Below are 16,798 nucleotides of genomic sequence, written 5' to 3'. Positions count from 1 at the left end.
ATGCAACGATCGACGTCGATGGCCAGGGCTTCGCGGGTGAACTCGTCCCGAGTTCGTGGCCTACGCCGTGAACGATTGGTGCCGCTTCAACGGCACCGTTCGCTGTTGATCGATCCGGGCTCGCCGTGGCAGACCGCGTGGTTCGAATCGTTCAATGGCCGGATACGCGACGAATTGCTCAACTTGTGGCACTTCGACTCACTGCTGGAAGCCTTTGTGATTAACCAAGACTGGCGCTGCGACTACAACGCCAACAGACGGCACTCCGCCCACGGCGAACTCACCCCAACCGAGTTCGCACTAAGGTGGACTACGACCCACCAACCCCACGCCGCATAGCGACTGAACCAACAAACGGGTCCCCCTCAGGTGGCGAAGAGGGCACAGCGCTGGAGAAAGTGATCAAAGCGGTGATCGAGCCGAGCGAGCGTGGAGATCAGGTGTTCATCTGGGGTACGGCCGAACATGATTGCGTGACAACGTAATGCGAGTCAGCAGCTAGAGCCCGGCGGCGGCTACCCCATACGCCGCCTGTGCATCGGTGTACCCGCCCTGGTCGCGATGGCGGTAACGGTAGATGCCGCGGAGTGCTCGACGATCTGCCCGCACGTGGGAAAGCGCGTCCGGGAGCTGTTGCAATGGATCTCCGGCTCAATATCGGTACGGGAGATCGCGTGGGACCCGGGTAGCGTTGACGCCGAAGAGGTGGCTAGCTGGGTAAGGGCTCGGCAGGAGGACGGATATGGCCTATGTCATGGCGGCGCCGGAGCTGATGGAGGCCGCGGCAACGGAGTTGGCGACTATCGGTTCGACGCTCAACGCCGCGCGCACGGCAGCAGCGGCGCCGACGCTCGCGGTGCTACCGGCGGCCGCCGATGAGGTGTCCGCGAGCATCGCGCACCTATTCTCCGGTCACGCCGTGGACTATCAGAAACTGGCCGGGGAGGCCGCGGCGTTTCATGAGCAGTTTGTGCAGCGCTTGACAGCGAGTGCGGGCTCGTATGCCAGCGCTGAGGCCGCCAATGTGTCGTGGCTGCAGCCCCTGAGTGCAGGTGCGGATGTCATTGCGAGTATTCCCGTGCTGGGCCCATTATTCAATTCGATAATGGGTTATTGGAATTCTCTGCTGCTGGCAACATCTGGATTTCTCACTCTGATTGTCTCGGACCCGGAACTATTACTTGTTCTTCCGTTAGTTCTATTACTGGCTCCGTTTGCTGTATTAGCTTCAATCTTAGGTGCAGCCGTGCTTCTCGTCGGGTTCGGACTTGTGGCGCCGTTACTTTCGTAGTCGGGCCCCTTTCTATGCACAGAGAGAGATCGCAATCCGGACGATCACATCCACGCCAGCTGGCGGGCGCCCCACTTGCTGCAACCCGGTTTGGTCTGCGACCCTGAGGCTTGTGCGTCGTACGGTCGCACCGGCTTGCCGCAGCTGGATCGCTTTGGGCAGTGTCCGCACTTAATGCCTCGCCCGGAGCCAGACGCCAGTACCAAGCCCGGCGAGAGCGTGCGGACTGGAATCCTCGGGCAGCTCCACCGATTAGCCCGGAGGGGCGCTAGCTACGACGAAACCTACGCGTTCCCGGCTCCCCTCGATCTAGCCGCTTGACTTCCTCATGTCACGAGAGGCCTTCACGGGCCACCGATAGAGACGCCCTATGTCAAGACGCCGCCACGATCAGCGCCGCTGGCCTGGCCCAACCAGCACCTACTCCCTGTCGGTCGAGCGCGAAACGCAAGCAGGCGCGTAGGCGTGGCAGCAAGTTGACCCTGGCCGGTATGGACGCTTTGTCATCGTGACGGTTCGAGCAGGAACTCAAACATGCTGCTTCCGAACAGCGTTCGCTAGAAATCATGGATTATCTACATAATCCATCAAGAACTGCTTGAGCACGGGTAGCTAGATGACGTTGAAGCGCAACGTTTTCAGCGGCTACCCGGCGCATCGACAGGTCTAGGGACCCATGCGTCACTCTGACGGTTCTGGCCGTGGTCTGGCGCCGTTGGATCGATCCGCGGCCCTGATACCGATGTGGTCGCCCGCGGGCCAGTGCGCAGTCGCCGGTAACGCCGACGTGGGTGCAGACGGTTCAGGGGCCGCTGGTACCGGAGATACCGCTGATACCGCCGACACCGTTGATACTGGCGCCCCCGGCGTTGGTGCCGCCGCGACCACCGCCACCACCGGCACCGGCGCCACCGCCGAGGGTGCCGCCGTTACCGCCGTCGGCGCCGTTACCGCCGTTACCGCCGCGACTGACGTTGACGGCGTCGTTGCCGCCGTTACCGCCGTTACCGCCGGCCCCGCCGGCACCGCCAGCCCCGGTGGTGCCGGTGCCGCCGAGACCGCCGCGGCCACCGCCACCGGCGATACTGTTTCGGCTGGCGGTGTCGCCGCCGTTACCGCCGTCACCGCCGGCCCCGCCGGCACCGCCAGCCCCGGTGGTGCCGGTGCCGCCGAGACCGCCGCGGCCACCGCCACCGGCGATACTGTCGCGGCCGGCGGTGTTGCCGCCGTTACCGCCGACACCGCCGGCACCGCCGGCACCGCCAGCCCCGGTGGTGCCGGTGCCGCCGGTGGCGCCGTTACCGCCGGCACCGGCGATACTGTCGCGGCCGGGGTTGTCGCCGCCGTTACCGCCGGCGCCGCCGGCACCACTGTCACCGCCGAGGGTCGCGCCAACGCCGCCAAGACCGCCGTTACCCCCGAGACCGCCGAGACTGTCGTTAACGGCGTCGTTGCCGCCGTTGCCGCCGATGCCGCCGATACCGCCGGCACCGCCAGCCCCCGTGGTGCTGGTGCCGCCGGTGGCGCCGAAACCGCCGCCACCGGCCCGACTGTTGGTGGCGCCGTTACCGCCGTCACCGCCGCCACCACCGTTGCCACCGGTGCCACCAGCCCCGTTAGAGCTGTTGCCGCCGACACCGCCGCCAGCACCGGTGCCACCTTCACTGCTCGGACTGCCGTCACCGCCGGCACCGCCGTCACCACCGGCACCACCGGCACCACCGGCAGCGCCGCCCGCGCCGCCGACACCACCGGCACCACCGTCGCCGGCGATACTCCGTGCAGCGGCGTCGTTGCCGCCGTTACCGCCGGCGCCGCCGGCACCACCGTTGCCACCAGCCCCGGTGGTGCTGGTGCCGCCGTTACCGCCGGCACCACCGTCACCTGCGCGACTGCCGCCGAATGTCCCACCGGTGTTGTCGCCGCCGTTACCGCCGGCGCCGCCGGCCCCACCGTTGCCACCAGTCCCGTTGATGCTGGTGCCGCCGTGACCGCCGGCACCGCCTCGAGAGCCGAAACTGCCGTTCCCGCCGGCGTTGTCGCCGCCGTTACCGCCGGCGCCGCCGGCCCCACCGTTGCCACCAGTCCCGTTGATGCTGTTGCCGCCGTGGCCGCCGGCACCACCGAAATTCGAGGATCCGGTGCCGTCGGGGAGGACGAGGTCGGAAGCGCCGGCACCGCCGGCGCCGCCGGCACCACCGTTGCCGACCAGCCCGCCGTCGCCACCGTTGCCGCCGGGACCACCGTGGCCTCGTAGAGGGCCGGTACCGACGGTTGCGCTGCCGGCGGCCCCGGCCCCGCCGGCCCCGCCGTGCCCGCCGGTGTCGGGGCTCGTGCCGGTTGCGCCGTCCTGACCTGGGGTTGAGCCGCTACCGCCGGTCCCGCCGGCCCCACCGGCACCGGGATTGCCGCCGTTGCCGCCGTTACCGCCGGCACCGCGGTTGATGGTGATGTCGCCGGTGGCGCCGGCACCGCCATCACCGGGGGCCCCGCCGTTGCCGCCGGCCCCGCCGTTGCCGCCGGCGCCTTGGTTGCCGGCCTGGCCGGAAGCTGCTAACGCGGCCCCGCCGGCCCCACCGACACCGCCGTTACCGCCGACACCACCGCCACCACCAGCACCTCCGGACCCGCCGGCGCCGTTGTTGTCGGTTATGTCGCCGGCAGCTCCGTCGTCGCCGGCCCCACCGTCACCACCCACGGCGCCGGCTCCGCCGGCCCCGCCGTCGCCGCCATCACCAGCGTTGGCTCCGCCGGACCCACCAACCCCACCGGCCCCACCGGCCCCACCTATGCCGCCGACCGTGCCGTTGCCATCTGCGGCAGTGCTACCTGCGACACCAACTGCGCCGGCCCCGCCGACACCGCCCTTTCCGCCGTTGCCGAACAGTCCGCCATCGCCGCCCTTGCCGCCGGCCCCACCGGCCTGGCCCGGGTCGGTGGCGTCGGCGCCCTTACCGCCGGCCCCGCCGTCGCCGGCGCCGGTTGAGTCGATGCCGCTCGCACCATCGCTGCCTGGGGCAGAGCCAGCACCACCAGCCCCGCCGGTGCCACCGGCGCCGGGATTGCCGCCGTTACCGCCGGCTCCGCCGGCGCCACCGTTTACCGTGATGTCGCCGACAGCGCCCGCCCCGCCGTCACCGGGGGCCGCGCCGTTACCACCGGCCCCGCCGTTGCCGCCCGCGCCTTGGCCGCCGGCCTGGCCCAAAAGGGCGGATCCGCCGGCCCCGCCGAGCCCGCCAGCCCCACCAACGCCACCGGCCCCGCCGGCCCCGCCGGCCTCACCGGTATCGCCCAAGGTGATTGCGTCGGCGCCGTGAGCGCCGGCCCCACCGTTGCCACCGATACCGCCGATACCACCGCTGCCGCCGATACCACCGGCCCCGAACAACCCACCGGCCCCCCCGGCCGCGCCGGCACCGCCGGCCCCACCGGCCCCACCGCCGCTGCCGTCGACACTGCCATTGCGGCCAGCGGCGCCGTCGCCGCCGGTGCCGCCTTGCCCCCCGTCGCCGCCAGCCCCACCGTCGCCAAGCAGCCACCCGCCGGCCCCCCCGACAGCGCCGGCACCGCCGGCCCCGCCGATACCCCCGATACCAGCGACACCACCGCTGCCGCCGATACCCCCGGCACCGCCGGCGCCGATCAGCCCAGCATTGCCGCCGGCACCGCCGGCCAAACCGAGTCCGGTGGCGGCGGTCCCGCCGGCCCCGCCGGCCCCGCCGTTGCCATACAACAACCCGCCGTTGCCGCCGGCGCCGCCGAACAAGCCGAGTGCCGACCCACTCCCGCCGGCCCCGCCGTTACCAATCAGCCCGGCATCACCGCCGGCACCGGCGGGCCCGCCGGCCCCGCCGTTGCCGTACAACAACCCGCCGTCCCCACCGGCCTGCCCGGGCGCCGTCCCGTTGGCGCCGTCGCCGATCAACGGGCGCCCCAACAGCAACTGGGTGGGCGCATTAATCACCGCCAGCGCGGCTTGCTCGACGTCGTGCAACGGGGAGGCGTTGGCGGCCTCGGCGGCCGCATAGGCGCCCGCGGCACCATTCAAGGTCTGCACGAACTGCCGATGAAACCCCGCCATCTGGTCGCTAAGCACCTGATAGTCGCGGGCGTGCCCAGAAAACAGCGCCGCGATAGCCGCCGACACCTCATCACCACCAGCAGCTAACACCGCCGTGGTCGGGGCGGCGGCGGCCCCATTGGCTGCCTCCAACGCCGAGCCAATACTCTCAAGATCTGCTACCGCCGCCACCAGCGCTTCCGGGGCCGCCCACACATACGACATCACCGCCCTCCTCATCGGTTCCTCGTTGCTGTGCCAGTCCATACGTGCGCCCTCCGGAGGCGCCAGCAGAGTATATAGCGAACTTCAATAGCTCGCTGAACTTCAGAAATAGTTTTTTGGCAAGTACTGATACACAGCGTTGCCTGAACCAGGTTGTGCGTATCAATGTTTGCTGACAGCGAGACAATGACCGCCGTGACGAGGCCGGGGTCTAACAAGCCCGCGCCCAAGATCCCACCGCGTCCAAGTCGGTGCGCGCCCGGCGCTGACCGTGAGCCGCTCAGACACAAGGCCACGCTCTCGGGCTAACACGATCGATCCGAACCTCGATGGACCGAGCTGCCCAAACCCCAACCACGATGCATGCATCGATCCCGACCGCGCCAAGACCGAGCGCACCGATCGCAACCCCCACGGCCACGCCGGCACCCGCGACCGACGCGGGTAGCCGCACTCGAGAACACGGCGCGAACGGAATCTCCGACCGTGACCGACTCGCCGAATTGCAACAACGCCGCCCACCGGAAAAACGTTCGCCAGGCCGCCCCCGAACTGGCCGCGCCGACGGTGCGCCGGGTTCAATGAACACGGTGCCCACCGAGCCGAAGCGCGCCCAGTCGGCCAGAGCGTGACTGGTCAATTCGGGTCCGTTGTCCATCCGGATATGTTCGGGCTTGCGGTGGCATTAGGGTGTCTGGCTGCGGGTGAGCCACAACGTTTACCCTCCGCTACCGATAACGCTGCGGTACGTCATCTCGAATCTGCCCTGCTCAGACCGGTCCCACTACCACCGCGGTCGACACCCGGCCGCCTGCTGCCGACACGGCCCGCATAGCGAGCGGATCCCTGGTATCCGCGAGCTTGGTGCGAAAATTGGATCTGTGGTGCAGGCGTCTCGTAGATCGGATGATGACACTCCCCTCCCGGAGTCGGTCTTTCCACCGTGGTTCTCGGCGTTTCTGGTCGATCGCGCGGTCCGCAAGCCATCGCGGGTACACAATCGGGGTGTACCGGCAGGACTTTGCCGCGATCGCCGAGCTGGTGGCCGGCGACCGCGCACGAATCGGCAAGCTGACACCAGCCCCGGGCCATCGACGTCGATCGTTGCATCGATGCCGACCGCGTCGTCGATGTCTTGGAACGTCTGGCCCTCCAGCGCGGAGCGCCTAACTACGTGCGTTTCGACAATGGTCCCGAGTTCGTGGCCCACGCCGTGAACGATTAATGCCGCTTCTCCGGCACCGTTCGCTGTTGATCGATCCGGGCTTGCCGTGGCAGACCGCGTGGTTCGAATCGTTCAATGGCCGGATGCGCGACGAATTGCTCAACTTGTGGCACTTCGACTCACTGCTGGAAGGCTTTGTGATTACCGAAGACTGGCGCTGCGACTACAACGCCAACAGACCCCACTACGCCCACGGCGAACTCACCCCAACCGAGTTCGCACTAAGGTGGACTACGACCCACCAACCCCACGCCGCATAGCGACTGGATCAACAAACGGGTCCCCCTCACACTCCCGATTCTCGGGATTTGAGACGGCAATGCATCCGGGGTCTTCGAAATGCTGTGTCCGGGACGCACCAGCGTGCTGTGGTCGCGGGTGCAGTATTCGTATCTATGACGTCGTTCCTGTGGGACCAGCACACGTGTCTGCCATTGCGAACCGACACCGATGTCGAACCGCTGACCCGTTACCACCAGCGCGCCGGCACCTTGGTATCGGTCAACGCGGGATACTCACCCCACAGCTTCACCGACACGATGGCGCTGTTGCGGCACTACCGGGCTGTGATCACAGCCCACCCCCGTCTCGAGTTGGCAGCCACCATCGACCACGTCGCCGCGATCAACCGCAGCGGCCGGGTAGCGGTGGTGTTCGACCTGGAAGACTCGCGTCCCCTCGATGACGACCTCGACAATCTCGCGACCCTAGCCAGCCTCGGTGTGCGTACGCTGCTGCCCACTTACAACCACGCAAACCGGGCCGGCAGCGGGTGCCTGGACACCAGCGATCGGGGTCTCACCGACTGGGGACGCGCCGTCGTTGCCGAAATGAACAACATCGGTATCGTTCCCGACGGCTCCCATTGCAGTGCCCGCACTGGATTGGACATGTGTGAGATATCCACTGGCCCAGTCATTTACAGCCACTCCTGCATGCGCGCAATTTGGGATCACCCGCGAAACATCACCGACGACCAAGCCAGGGCGTGCGCAGCAACCGGTGGTGTAATCGGAATTACTGGCGTCGGCATCTTCCTCGGGCCCAACACCCCCACCCTTGCCGCCATGACACGGCATCTGGAACACGCCATCGACCTGGTCGGCATCAACCACGTCGGCATAAGTACCGACTTCTCTTTCGACCATGCCGATTTCTACGACGAACTCGCCCACAACCCGCATTTGTTCGATGACAGCTACACCCGCTGGGGGCCGATCCAGTGGATGCCGCCGGAAACATTGCTGAGGCTTGGCGAGCATCTCTCGGGGCAGGGCTGGGCCAATGACGACATCGGCGCAGTGCTCGGCGGAAACTTCTATCGGGTCGCCCAGCATGCCTGGCGTGCTTGAACCCACGGGCCAAGGTTTGATCACTCCGCCGCGCGGCTCGGCGCCTGGGAGGATCTCCTTCGCCAGCACCGTTCGTTTAGCCTGTGAGGTCGGCAAATGGCTCGCGGGCATTGTCAGATGAGGCAACGAATCGCCCCACGAGGGCATTCGGGATGGGTCAACGCGCCGGTTTGACCCTGTAGCCGCTGGTCACGTACCCTGGGTCAGTTGTCGCCAGGCTGACACCCGGGCGACGGCGAGGGTCGGCTAACGGCCCAGGAACAAGCACAGGACAAGCCGGGCTTGAGAATTTGGCGCGAGTTTGGCCCGCGCCCCAAACCCACCACGCGCACCGCCGGTAGCACGCGCGCGAAGCGCCCGAGCTGCGGCTGACCAGAAGGCAGGAGCAACGATGGCGACCTACGCAATCGTCAAGACGGGCGGCAAGCAATACAAGGTCGCCGTCGGAGACGTGGTCAAGGTCGAGAAACTCGAGTCCGAGCCCGGAGCCAAGGTGTCGTTGCCGGTGGCGCTGGTGGTCGACGGGGCAAAGGTCACCACCGATGCCGACGCGTTGGCCAAGGTCGCGGTCACCGGCGAGGTGCTCGAGCACACCAAGGGCCCCAAGATCCGGATCCACAAGTTCAAGAACAAGACCCGCTATCACAAGCGCCAGGGCCACCGTCAGCAGCTGACGGTCCTGAAGGTCACGGGCATCAAGTAGGGGAGGCGACGGACATGGCACACAAGAAGGGTGCTTCCAGCTCGCGCAACGGCCGCGATTCCGCCGCCCAGCGGTTGGGTGTCAAGCGGTTCGGCGGCCAGATCGTCAAAGCTGGCGAAATCCTGGTTCGCCAGCGCGGCACCAAATTCCACCCAGGGGTCAACGTCGGGCGTGGCGGCGACGACACCTTGTTCGCCAAGGCGAACGGGGCCGTCGAGTTCGGTGTCAAGCACGGTCGCAAGACCGTCAACATCGTTGCTGCCGGACAAACCGACTGATCGCCGCCCGGTGTGCGCCTGCTGCGAAGATTTGCGAGAAAATTCGCGGTAGCTGCACGCTCGGCGGATGAGAGGACCCCCGATGCCTCGGTTTGTCGATCGGGTCGTCATCCACACCCGCGCGGGTTCCGGCGGTAACGGCTGCGCCTCGGTTCACCGCGAGAAGTTCAAGCCGTTGGGCGGCCCCGATGGGGGAAATGGCGGCCGCGGCGGCAGCATCGTCTTCGTCGTCGATCCGCAGGTGCACACACTGCTTGATTTCCACTTCCATCCGCACATCACTGCCCCGTCGGGCAAGCAGGGGATGGGCAACAATCGCGACGGCGCTGCCGGTGCGGACCTGGAAGTCAAGGTTCCCGACGGCACCGTTGTGCTGGACGAGAATGATCGGATGCTGGCCGACCTGGTGGGCGCGGGCACCCGCTATGAGGCCGCAGCTGGGGGCCGGGGCGGCTTGGGTAACGCCGCGTTGGCATCGCGGGCTCGCAAGGCGCCGGGCTTCGCGCTGCTCGGCGAGCAGGGACAGACGCGCGATCTCACCCTTGAGCTGAAGACCGTCGCCGATGTCGGCCTCATCGGGTTCCCGTCGGCGGGCAAGTCCTCCCTGGTGTCGGTGATATCGGCGGCCAAACCGAAAATCGCCGACTACCCATTCACCACATTGGTTCCGAACCTGGGTGTGGTTTCGGCCGGCGAGCATACGTTCACCGTCGCCGACGTGCCGGGTCTGATCCCGGGCGCATCCGAAGGTCGCGGCCTGGGCCTGGAATTCCTGCGGCATATCGAGCGCTGCGCTGTGTTGGTGCACGTGGTGGACTGCGCTACCGCCGAGCCGGGCCGCGATCCAGTCTCGGACATCGACGCCTTGGAAGCCGAACTGGCCGCCTACACGCCCACGTTGCAGGCGGACGCGACATTGGGCGACCTCGCTGAGCGGCCCCGGGCTGTCGTCCTGAACAAGATCGACGTGCCGGAGGCTCGTGAGCTCGCCGAATTCGTCCGTGACGATATCGCCGACCGCGGCTGGCCGGTCTATTGCGTATCGTCGGCTACCCGGGAAAACCTGCAGCCGTTGGTTTTTGGGCTATGGCAGATGATCTCGGCCTACCGCGCCGCGCTGCCGCGAGCGGTACCGCGCCGGCCGGTGATCCGTCCGGTGCCCACCGACGACAGCGGCTTCACCGTCGCACCCGATCCGCAGCAGCCGGGAAGCTTCGTCGTTGCCGGCGCTCGGCCCGAGCGCTGGATTCACCAGACCGACTTCAACAACGACGAGGCTGTTGGCTATCTTGCCGACCGGCTGGCGCGCCTCGGTGTCGAGGAGGAATTGCTGAGGTTGGGGGCGCAACCTGGGTGCGCGGTCACCATCGGCACCATGACCTTCGACTGGGAGCCGCAAACTCCCGCCGGAGGTCAGGTGGTGACGTCCGGCCGGGGCACCGACCCGCGGTTGGAACGCACCGAGCGGGTAGGCGCCGCGGAGCGCAAGACCGCGCGGCGTCAACGTCGGGAACCGGCTCGGGGCGACCAGCGCGTCCGCGACGAGGGACCGAGTCCGTCCGTAGGCGACGAATGATGACCAGCCACCACCGCGAAGGCATCCGGACCGCGCGCAGTCTCGTCGTCAAGGTCGGGACCACCGCACTGACCACGTCTTCCGGGTTGTTTGACGCCAGCCGCCTGGCCGAACTCGCCGATGCGATCGAGAAGCGGATGAAGGCGGGTTCCGACGTCGTCATCGTGTCGTCGGGTGCCATCGCCGCCGGCATTGAACCGCTGGGGTTGTCCCGTCGACCCAATGATTTGGCGACCAAGCAGGCCGCGGCCAGCGTGGGCCAGGTCGCGCTGGTGAATGCGTGGAGCGCAGCGTTCGGCCGGTATGGCCGCACGGTCGGGCAGGTGCTCTTGAGCGCGCACGACATTTCCATGCGGGTGCAGCACACCAACGCCCAGCGCACGCTGGACCGGCTGCGGGCACTCCATGCGGTGGCGATCGTCAACGAGAACGACACGGTGGCCACCAATGAAATCCGCTTCGGCGACAACGATCGGCTTTCGGCCCTCGTGGCCCACCTGGTGGGTGCCGACGCCCTGCTGCTGCTTTCTGACATCGACGGGCTCTACGAGTCGGATCCCCGCAAGGCCGCGGCACCCACCCGGTATATCGCCGAGGTATCCGGGCCGGGAGATCTGGACGGTGTGACCGCCGGCCGCAGTAGCCACCTGGGGACTGGCGGAATGGCGTCGAAGGTGTCGTCGGCGCTGCTAGCCGCCGACGCCGGGGTGCCGGTGCTGCTGGCCGCCGCCGCCGATGTGTCGACCGCACTCACCGATGCCTCGGTCGGCACCGTGTTTGCGGCCCGCCCCCGACGGATGTCCGCACGCCGGTTCTGGGTGCGTTATGCCGCCGAGTCCGCGGGCACGCTGACTCTCGATGCAGGCGCGGTGCGCGCGGTGGTGCGGCAGCGGCGCTCGCTGCTTCCCGCGGGTATCACCGGGGTATCGGGTCGGTTCTTCGGCGGCGACGTCGTTGAACTATGCGGTCCGGACGCGAACGTGGTCGCCCGTGGTGTGGTCGCCTACGACGCGACGGAGCTTGCCACCATGATCGGCCGCTCGACCTCTGAGCTGCCGGGGGAGTTGCGCCGTCCCGCCGTGCACGCCGACGATCTGGTGGCGGTAGAGGCACCGTAGCCCGCCTTCCTCACTCCGTCGACGCAGGCGTGAGATACAGTGCACCCCAGACGATCTCGGTGAGAGTCGCGGCCAGCTCGGCGTCGTAGCGAGGCTGGGAATCCGGCAGGTTCTGCTGGCACGCTCGCTCGACCATCCACGTCAGCGCGCTGGCCGTGGTGAGTGCCGGCAGCTCCCGACGGATCGAACCGTCCGCCTGACCGTCCTGGATGACCCCGGCGAGCCGCTCTGAAATTCCGGCCAGCAGATCGCGATAGATCTGCGCCGTCAATGGCTCATATGCGGCCATCTCGGCAAGGGCAACGAGCAGCGGCTGATGACGTCGAAAGCTGGCAATGATGCCGGCCATCGCGGCGTGCAGGTCGTCCGGATTGTGTCGCCAGGCTACGCCCCACCAGCGCTCGGAATCGGAAGCGAGATCGTCGAATACCTGACCGGCCAGGCGGCGAAGAAGATGGCCCTTGTCCTCAAAGTAGATATAGAAGCTGGCGCGTGACATGCCGGCCTCGGTCGCCAACCGATCCACGCTGAGCTCGGTGAAAGAGGCGCCGTCGCTCATCAGCCTTTCGGTGGCGTCCAGCAATCGGCGCTCCATGTGCTCTCGTCGCTGCTGGCGATTGGCCTGCGGCTTCCGGGTCACCGACGGCATGGTTCCTTCCTGTGTTTTGGCTAGCATAGCCGGCCTGATGACGCCTTGACTAGACAATATGTCTAGACATATAGTCGGGCAATTGGGCGATAAGGAGGTCACCGCGATGGCACTAGTGACTGAGATATCCGGCAGCGCTCGCACCTATGACCCGATCGATCTGTCCTCGCGCGCGTTTTGGTCCTTGTCGGCGGCCGAACGGGAGCGCTCGTTCGCGGTGCTGCGCGCGGAACGACCGGTGAGCTGGCATCCGCCGGTCGAAGACGCGCTTATGCATGATCCCGCCGATCGGGGATATTGGGCGGTGACGCGACGCGCTGACATCGTCACGGTTAGCCGAAACAACCAGGTGTTCGTCTCGGGTAAGGGGGTGACTTTCGAGAACGTCCCCGAGGAGCTTCTCGAAGCGTCAATGTCTTTCCTGGCGATGGACCCGCCGCGACACACCATGCTGCGAAAGCTCATCAGCGCTGCGTTCACGCCCCGTCAGGTCCGCCGGATCGAGGACTCCATCAAGACAAACGCTAAGACCATTGTCGAGGAGCTGCGGGCTGCCGGCAGCGGGGCCGATTTCGTCGACCACTGCGCCAAGGAACTACCTATCCGCACGTTGTCGGACATGGTGGGGATTCCCGAATCCGAGCGCGAGCATGTCGCCCACGCCGCCGATGCAATGGTGTCCTGGTCCGACCCGGTCTACCTCGACGGGCGTAATCCGTTGCAGGTCATGGTCGAAAACCAGATGTATCTGCATTCGGTGGCTGGCTCACTGGCCGGCCAGCGCCGCGAGCAGCCCGGCGACGACCTGTTCAGTGGCCTGGTCAATGCCGAGGTCGACGGTGACCGATTAACGGACGCGGATGTTGGGGCCTTTTTCGTGTTACTCGCTGTGGCGGCCAACGACACCACCCGCCAGACCACCAGCCATGCGATGAAGGCGCTCACCGATTTTCCCGACCAGCGGGCATGGCTGCTGGCGGACTTCGACAACCGCATTGGCACGGCCGTCGAGGAGTTCATCCGTTGGGCCACACCGGTAATGACCTTCCGGCGCACGGCCGTTTCGGATTTCGAGCTGAGTGGTCAGACCATCCGGGCGGGGGAGCGGGTGGTGATGTTCTATCCGTCCGGCAATTGGGACGACGAGGCCTTCGACCGCCCGGACCGGTTGGACCTGAGCCGCAGTCCCAACCCACACATCGGCTTCGGCGGCGGTGGAGTCCACTTCTGCCTCGGCGCCCACGTGGCACGGGCGCAGCTGCGCGCCATTTTCGGCGAGTTGCTCCGGCAGCTGCCGGATATCGAGGCCGGGGAAGCGACATACGTGCCGAACAACTTCATCCACGGTATCCGTAGCATGCCCTGCGCCTTCTAGCGCAAGGGCATCGGTGACAGTTCGTCGCACAGCAGCGCCAGCAGCTCGGAGCACCCGCCGTCGACCTTGACGGTTGCCAGGTCGTCGCCGCGGGTGCGACCGCGGTTGACGATCGCAACCGGGATGCCCAGCGCCGCTGCGTGTCGGACAAACCGGTATCCGGAGAACACCGCCAGCGACGAGCCCACAACCAGCAGCGCTTCGGCGCCATCAATCAGTGAATACGCCTGTGCAACACGTTCTTTCGGCACATTCTCGCCGAAGTAGACGATATCGGGCTTGAGCATGCCACCGCAGCGCCTGCAGTCCAGATAGCGAAATGACTCGGTATCGGCCACAACGGCGTCGGCGTCCGGGGCGACCGCCAACCCACCCACCGCATCGATGCGCTCCACGAATCCCGGGTTGAGTGTTTCCAATTGCTCGGCCAGCGCCGCACGGGTGGTGGTGTCACCACAGCTCAGGCACGTCACCTGCGCATAGCTGCCGTGCAGATTCACCACGTTGACGCTGCCGGCTTTGGTGTGCAGCAGGTCGACGTTCTGGGTGACGACGCCGGTCACCACCCCCGCGTGCTCGAGCGCGGCCAGCGCCCGATGCCCGGCATTGGGCCGGGTTTCGTCCATGTGCCGCCAGCCGAGGTGGTTGCGCGCCCAGTAGCGTTGCCGAAACACCGGGTCCGAGGTGAACTGGCGAATCGTCATGGGATTGCTCGGCGGCGAGTCGGGGCCACGATAGTCGGGGATGCCCGAGTCGGTGGAAATCCCCGCACCGGTCAACGCCGCCACCCGGCGACCGGCCAGCACCGCAACAAGTTCGGGTGATTGGGGGGATTGCACCTACCCGAGCTTAGGCTGATTCGGGAATTTCGGCTCCGCGAGCGACAATGAGGGAGCGATGAACTTCTACTCGGCTTACCAGCACGGGTTCGTGCGCGTTGCCGCCTGCACGCACCACACCACCATCGGCGATCCGGCGGCCAATGCCGCCTCGGTCCTGCGGCTGGCACGCGCATGTCACGACGAGGGCGTAGCGCTGGCGGTGTTCCCCGAGTTGACGCTGTCGGGTTACTCGATCGAGGACGTGCTCCTGCAGGATGTCCTGCTCGACGCCGTCGAGAATGCATTGCTCGATCTGGTCGCCGCGTCCGCCGAGCTGCTGCCGATACTCGTCGTGGGGGCTCCGCTGCGCCATCGGCATCGCATCTACAACGCCGCGGTTGTCATCCACCGCGGCGCTGTGCTTGGCGTGGTACCCAAGTCCTACCTGCCTACCTACCGAGAGTTCTACGAGAGCCGGCAGTTCGCTGCCGGCACTGGGGAGCGCGGCACGATCCGGATCGGTGGTATCGACGCAGCCTTCGGCCCCGACTTGCTGTTCTGCGCATCGGATCTGCCGGGGTTTGTGCTGCACGTCGAGATCTGTGAGGACATGTTCGTACCGGTGCCGCCAAGCGCGGAGGCAGCCTTGGCGGGCGCCACGGTATTGGCGAACCTCTCTGGTAGCCCAATCACGATCGGTCGCGCCGACGACCGCCGCCTGCTGGCACGTTCGGCATCCGCGCGCTGTCTGGCCGCCTACGTCTATGCCGCCGCGGGGGAGGGTGAGTCGACGACCGACCTGGCGTGGGATGGCCAGACGATGATCTGGGAAAACGGAGTGTTGCTCGCGCAGTCTGAGCGCTTCCCGAAGGGGGAGCGCCGGTCGGTCGCCGACGTGGACACCGAGTTGCTTCGATCGGAACGGCTGCGGATGGGCACCTTTGACGACAATCGACGCCACCACGGGCTGTTGGCAGAGTCAGTGCGGCGCATCGATTTCCGGCTCGACCCGCCGGCCGGCGACATCGGCCTGCTTCGCGAGGTAGAGCGTTTTCCCTTTGTCCCCGCTGATCCGCTTCGACTGCAGCAGGATTGCTACGAGGCCTACAACATTCAGGTGTCCGGGCTGGAGCAGCGGCTCCGTTCGCTGAACTATCCGAAGGTGGTCGTCGGCGTTTCGGGTGGCCTGGATTCGACGCATGCATTGATCGTCGCGGCGCGCGCGATGGATCGAGAGGGCCGGCCGCGCAGCGACATCTTGGCGTTTACCATGCCCGGCTTCGCTACCAGCGACCGCACCAAGGGCAACGCGGCGCGGTTGGCGCACGCGTTGGGCGTCACCTTCGCTGAAGTCGACATCCGCGACACCGCACGGCTGATGTTGGCCACCATCGGTCATCCGTTTTCGGCCGGTGAGGAGACTTACGACGTCACGTTCGAAAACGTGCAGGCCGGTTTGCGCACCGACTACCTGTTCCGTATCGCCAACCAACGCGGAGGAATCGTGCTGGGCACCGGCGACCTGTCGGAGCTGGGCTTGGGCTGGTCGACATACGGCGTTGGTGACCAGATGTCGCACTACAACGTCAATGCCGGTGTGCCCAAGACGCTGATCCAGCACCTGATGCGCTGGGTCATCACCTCCGGCGAATTCGAGGCGCAGGTGGGTGAGGTGCTCCAGTCGGTCCTCGACACCGAGATCACGCCCGAACTGGTTCCCACCGGTGAGGAGGAGGAACTGCAGAGCAGCGAGGCAAAAATCGGCCCGTTTGCCCTGCAGGATTTCTCGCTGTATCAGGTACTGCGTTACGGGTTCCGGCCATCGAAGATCGCCTTCCTCGCCTGGCACGCGTGGAGCGACCCTGATCACGGCACCTGGCCGTCCGGATTCCCCGAGAATAAGCGACCGTCCTATTCGTTGGCCCAGATTCGGCACTGGCTCACGGTTTTCGTCGAGCGGTTCTACTCCTTCAGTCAGTTCAAACGCTCGGCATTGCCCAACGGTCCCAAGGTGTCGCACGGTGGCGCGTTGTCGCCGCGAGGGGACTGGCGAGCCCCATCGGACATGTCGGCGCGGGTCTGGCTCGCCGAAATAGAACGCGACATACCCGTCGACTAGCGCGTG

The 16,798-nt window shown here is 66.8% G+C and carries 11 protein-coding genes and 2 pseudogenes; 10 read left to right on the top strand and 3 right to left on the bottom strand.

Annotation, left to right across the window (positions count from 1 at the left end):
- Positions 1-46 precede the first annotated feature (46 nt).
- Both F6B93_RS15400 and F6B93_RS23430 read left to right on the top strand, forming a co-directional pair.
- Positions 47-339: pseudogene (locus F6B93_RS15400) on the top strand (integrase core domain-containing protein); the annotation flags it as partial.
- A gap of 403 nt (positions 340-742) precedes the next feature.
- On the top strand, positions 743-1,291 hold the full coding sequence (locus F6B93_RS23430; protein ID WP_211695852.1) for a PE family protein: 549 nt from the start codon (positions 743-745) through the stop codon (positions 1,289-1,291).
- An 802-nt stretch (positions 1,292-2,093) separates the two neighbouring features.
- On the opposite strand, the gene F6B93_RS15390 is transcribed toward F6B93_RS23430, so the two are convergent.
- On the bottom strand, positions 2,094-5,576 hold the full coding sequence (locus F6B93_RS15390; protein ID WP_211695851.1) for a PE family protein: 3,483 nt from the start codon (positions 5,574-5,576) through the stop codon (positions 2,094-2,096).
- 1,078 nt (positions 5,577-6,654) lie between these two features.
- On the opposite strand from F6B93_RS15390, the pseudogene F6B93_RS15385 reads away from it, so the two are divergent.
- From F6B93_RS15385 to proB, 6 genes and pseudogenes are all read left to right on the top strand, one after another.
- A pseudogene (locus F6B93_RS15385) lies at positions 6,655-7,061 on the top strand (integrase core domain-containing protein); the annotation flags it as partial.
- A gap of 135 nt (positions 7,062-7,196) precedes the next feature.
- Positions 7,197-8,153, top strand: coding sequence for a dipeptidase (locus tag F6B93_RS15380; RefSeq protein ID WP_211695850.1), 957 nt, complete (start codon positions 7,197-7,199; stop codon positions 8,151-8,153).
- A gap of 391 nt (positions 8,154-8,544) precedes the next feature.
- A complete protein-coding gene (rplU, locus tag F6B93_RS15375) occupies positions 8,545-8,856 on the top strand; it encodes a 50S ribosomal protein L21 (protein ID WP_211695849.1) in 312 nt (103 codons plus the stop codon).
- Positions 8,857-8,870: 14 nt separating this feature from the next.
- Positions 8,871-9,134: a 50S ribosomal protein L27 gene (gene rpmA, locus F6B93_RS15370; protein ID WP_211695848.1), complete on the top strand. Its 264-nt coding sequence runs from the start codon at positions 8,871-8,873 to the stop codon at positions 9,132-9,134.
- A gap of 82 nt (positions 9,135-9,216) precedes the next feature.
- Entirely contained in the window at positions 9,217-10,710 is a 1,494-nt protein-coding gene (gene obgE / locus F6B93_RS15365; RefSeq protein ID WP_211699529.1) for a GTPase ObgE, read from the top strand.
- Positions 10,710-11,828, top strand: coding sequence for a glutamate 5-kinase (gene proB, locus F6B93_RS15360; protein ID WP_211695847.1), 1,119 nt, complete (start codon positions 10,710-10,712; stop codon positions 11,826-11,828). Before obgE ends, proB begins: the two co-directional genes overlap by 1 nt.
- A 10-nt stretch (positions 11,829-11,838) precedes the next feature.
- Here proB and F6B93_RS15355 read toward each other — a convergent pair whose 3' ends face one another.
- A complete protein-coding gene (locus F6B93_RS15355; RefSeq protein ID WP_211695846.1) occupies positions 11,839-12,477 on the bottom strand; it encodes a TetR/AcrR family transcriptional regulator in 639 nt (212 codons plus the stop codon).
- A 106-nt stretch (positions 12,478-12,583) separates the two neighbouring features.
- Here F6B93_RS15355 and F6B93_RS15350 point away from each other — a divergent pair, with 106 nt between their 5' ends.
- Complete coding sequence (locus F6B93_RS15350) at positions 12,584-13,852, top strand: cytochrome P450 (protein WP_211695845.1); 1,269 nt, start codon at positions 12,584-12,586, stop codon at positions 13,850-13,852.
- Here F6B93_RS15350 and F6B93_RS15345 read toward each other — a convergent pair.
- Positions 13,849-14,691, bottom strand: a complete 843-nt coding sequence (locus F6B93_RS15345) for an NAD-dependent protein deacetylase (protein ID WP_211695844.1) — start codon at positions 14,689-14,691, stop codon at positions 13,849-13,851. The two genes, F6B93_RS15350 and F6B93_RS15345, sit on opposite strands and share 4 nt — an antisense overlap.
- A 58-nt stretch (positions 14,692-14,749) precedes the next feature.
- On the opposite strand from F6B93_RS15345, the gene F6B93_RS15340 reads away from it, so the two are divergent.
- On the top strand, positions 14,750-16,792 hold the full coding sequence (locus F6B93_RS15340; RefSeq protein WP_211695843.1) for an NAD(+) synthase: 2,043 nt from the start codon (positions 14,750-14,752) through the stop codon (positions 16,790-16,792).
- The last annotated feature ends 6 nt before the right edge of the window (positions 16,793-16,798 follow it).

The organism is Mycobacterium spongiae, from assembly GCF_018278905.1.
Taxonomy (GTDB): domain Bacteria; phylum Actinomycetota; class Actinomycetes; order Mycobacteriales; family Mycobacteriaceae; genus Mycobacterium; species Mycobacterium spongiae.
Note: the sequence above shows the minus strand (reverse complement) of the source record. Positions and strands in the feature narration are given on the sequence as shown.

Bases quoted from the DNA above. Each gene is read 5' to 3' on its own strand.
- F6B93_RS23430 (WP_211695852.1), top strand. From the start codon at position 743: ATGGCCTATGTCATGGCGGCGCCGGAGCTGATGGAGGCCGCGGCAACG.
- F6B93_RS15390 (WP_211695851.1), bottom strand. From the start codon at position 5,576: ATGTCGTATGTGTGGGCGGCCCCGGAAGCGCTGGTGGCGGCGGTAGCA.
- F6B93_RS15380 (WP_211695850.1), top strand. From the start codon at position 7,197: ATGACGTCGTTCCTGTGGGACCAGCACACGTGTCTGCCATTGCGAACC.
- rplU (WP_211695849.1), top strand. From the start codon at position 8,545: ATGGCGACCTACGCAATCGTCAAGACGGGCGGCAAGCAATACAAGGTC.
- rpmA (WP_211695848.1), top strand. From the start codon at position 8,871: ATGGCACACAAGAAGGGTGCTTCCAGCTCGCGCAACGGCCGCGATTCC.
- obgE (WP_211699529.1), top strand. From the start codon at position 9,217: ATGCCTCGGTTTGTCGATCGGGTCGTCATCCACACCCGCGCGGGTTCC.
- proB (WP_211695847.1), top strand. From the start codon at position 10,710: ATGACCAGCCACCACCGCGAAGGCATCCGGACCGCGCGCAGTCTCGTC.
- F6B93_RS15355 (WP_211695846.1), bottom strand. From the start codon at position 12,477: ATGCCGTCGGTGACCCGGAAGCCGCAGGCCAATCGCCAGCAGCGACGA.
- F6B93_RS15350 (WP_211695845.1), top strand. From the start codon at position 12,584: ATGGCACTAGTGACTGAGATATCCGGCAGCGCTCGCACCTATGACCCG.
- F6B93_RS15340 (WP_211695843.1), top strand. From the start codon at position 14,750: ATGAACTTCTACTCGGCTTACCAGCACGGGTTCGTGCGCGTTGCCGCC.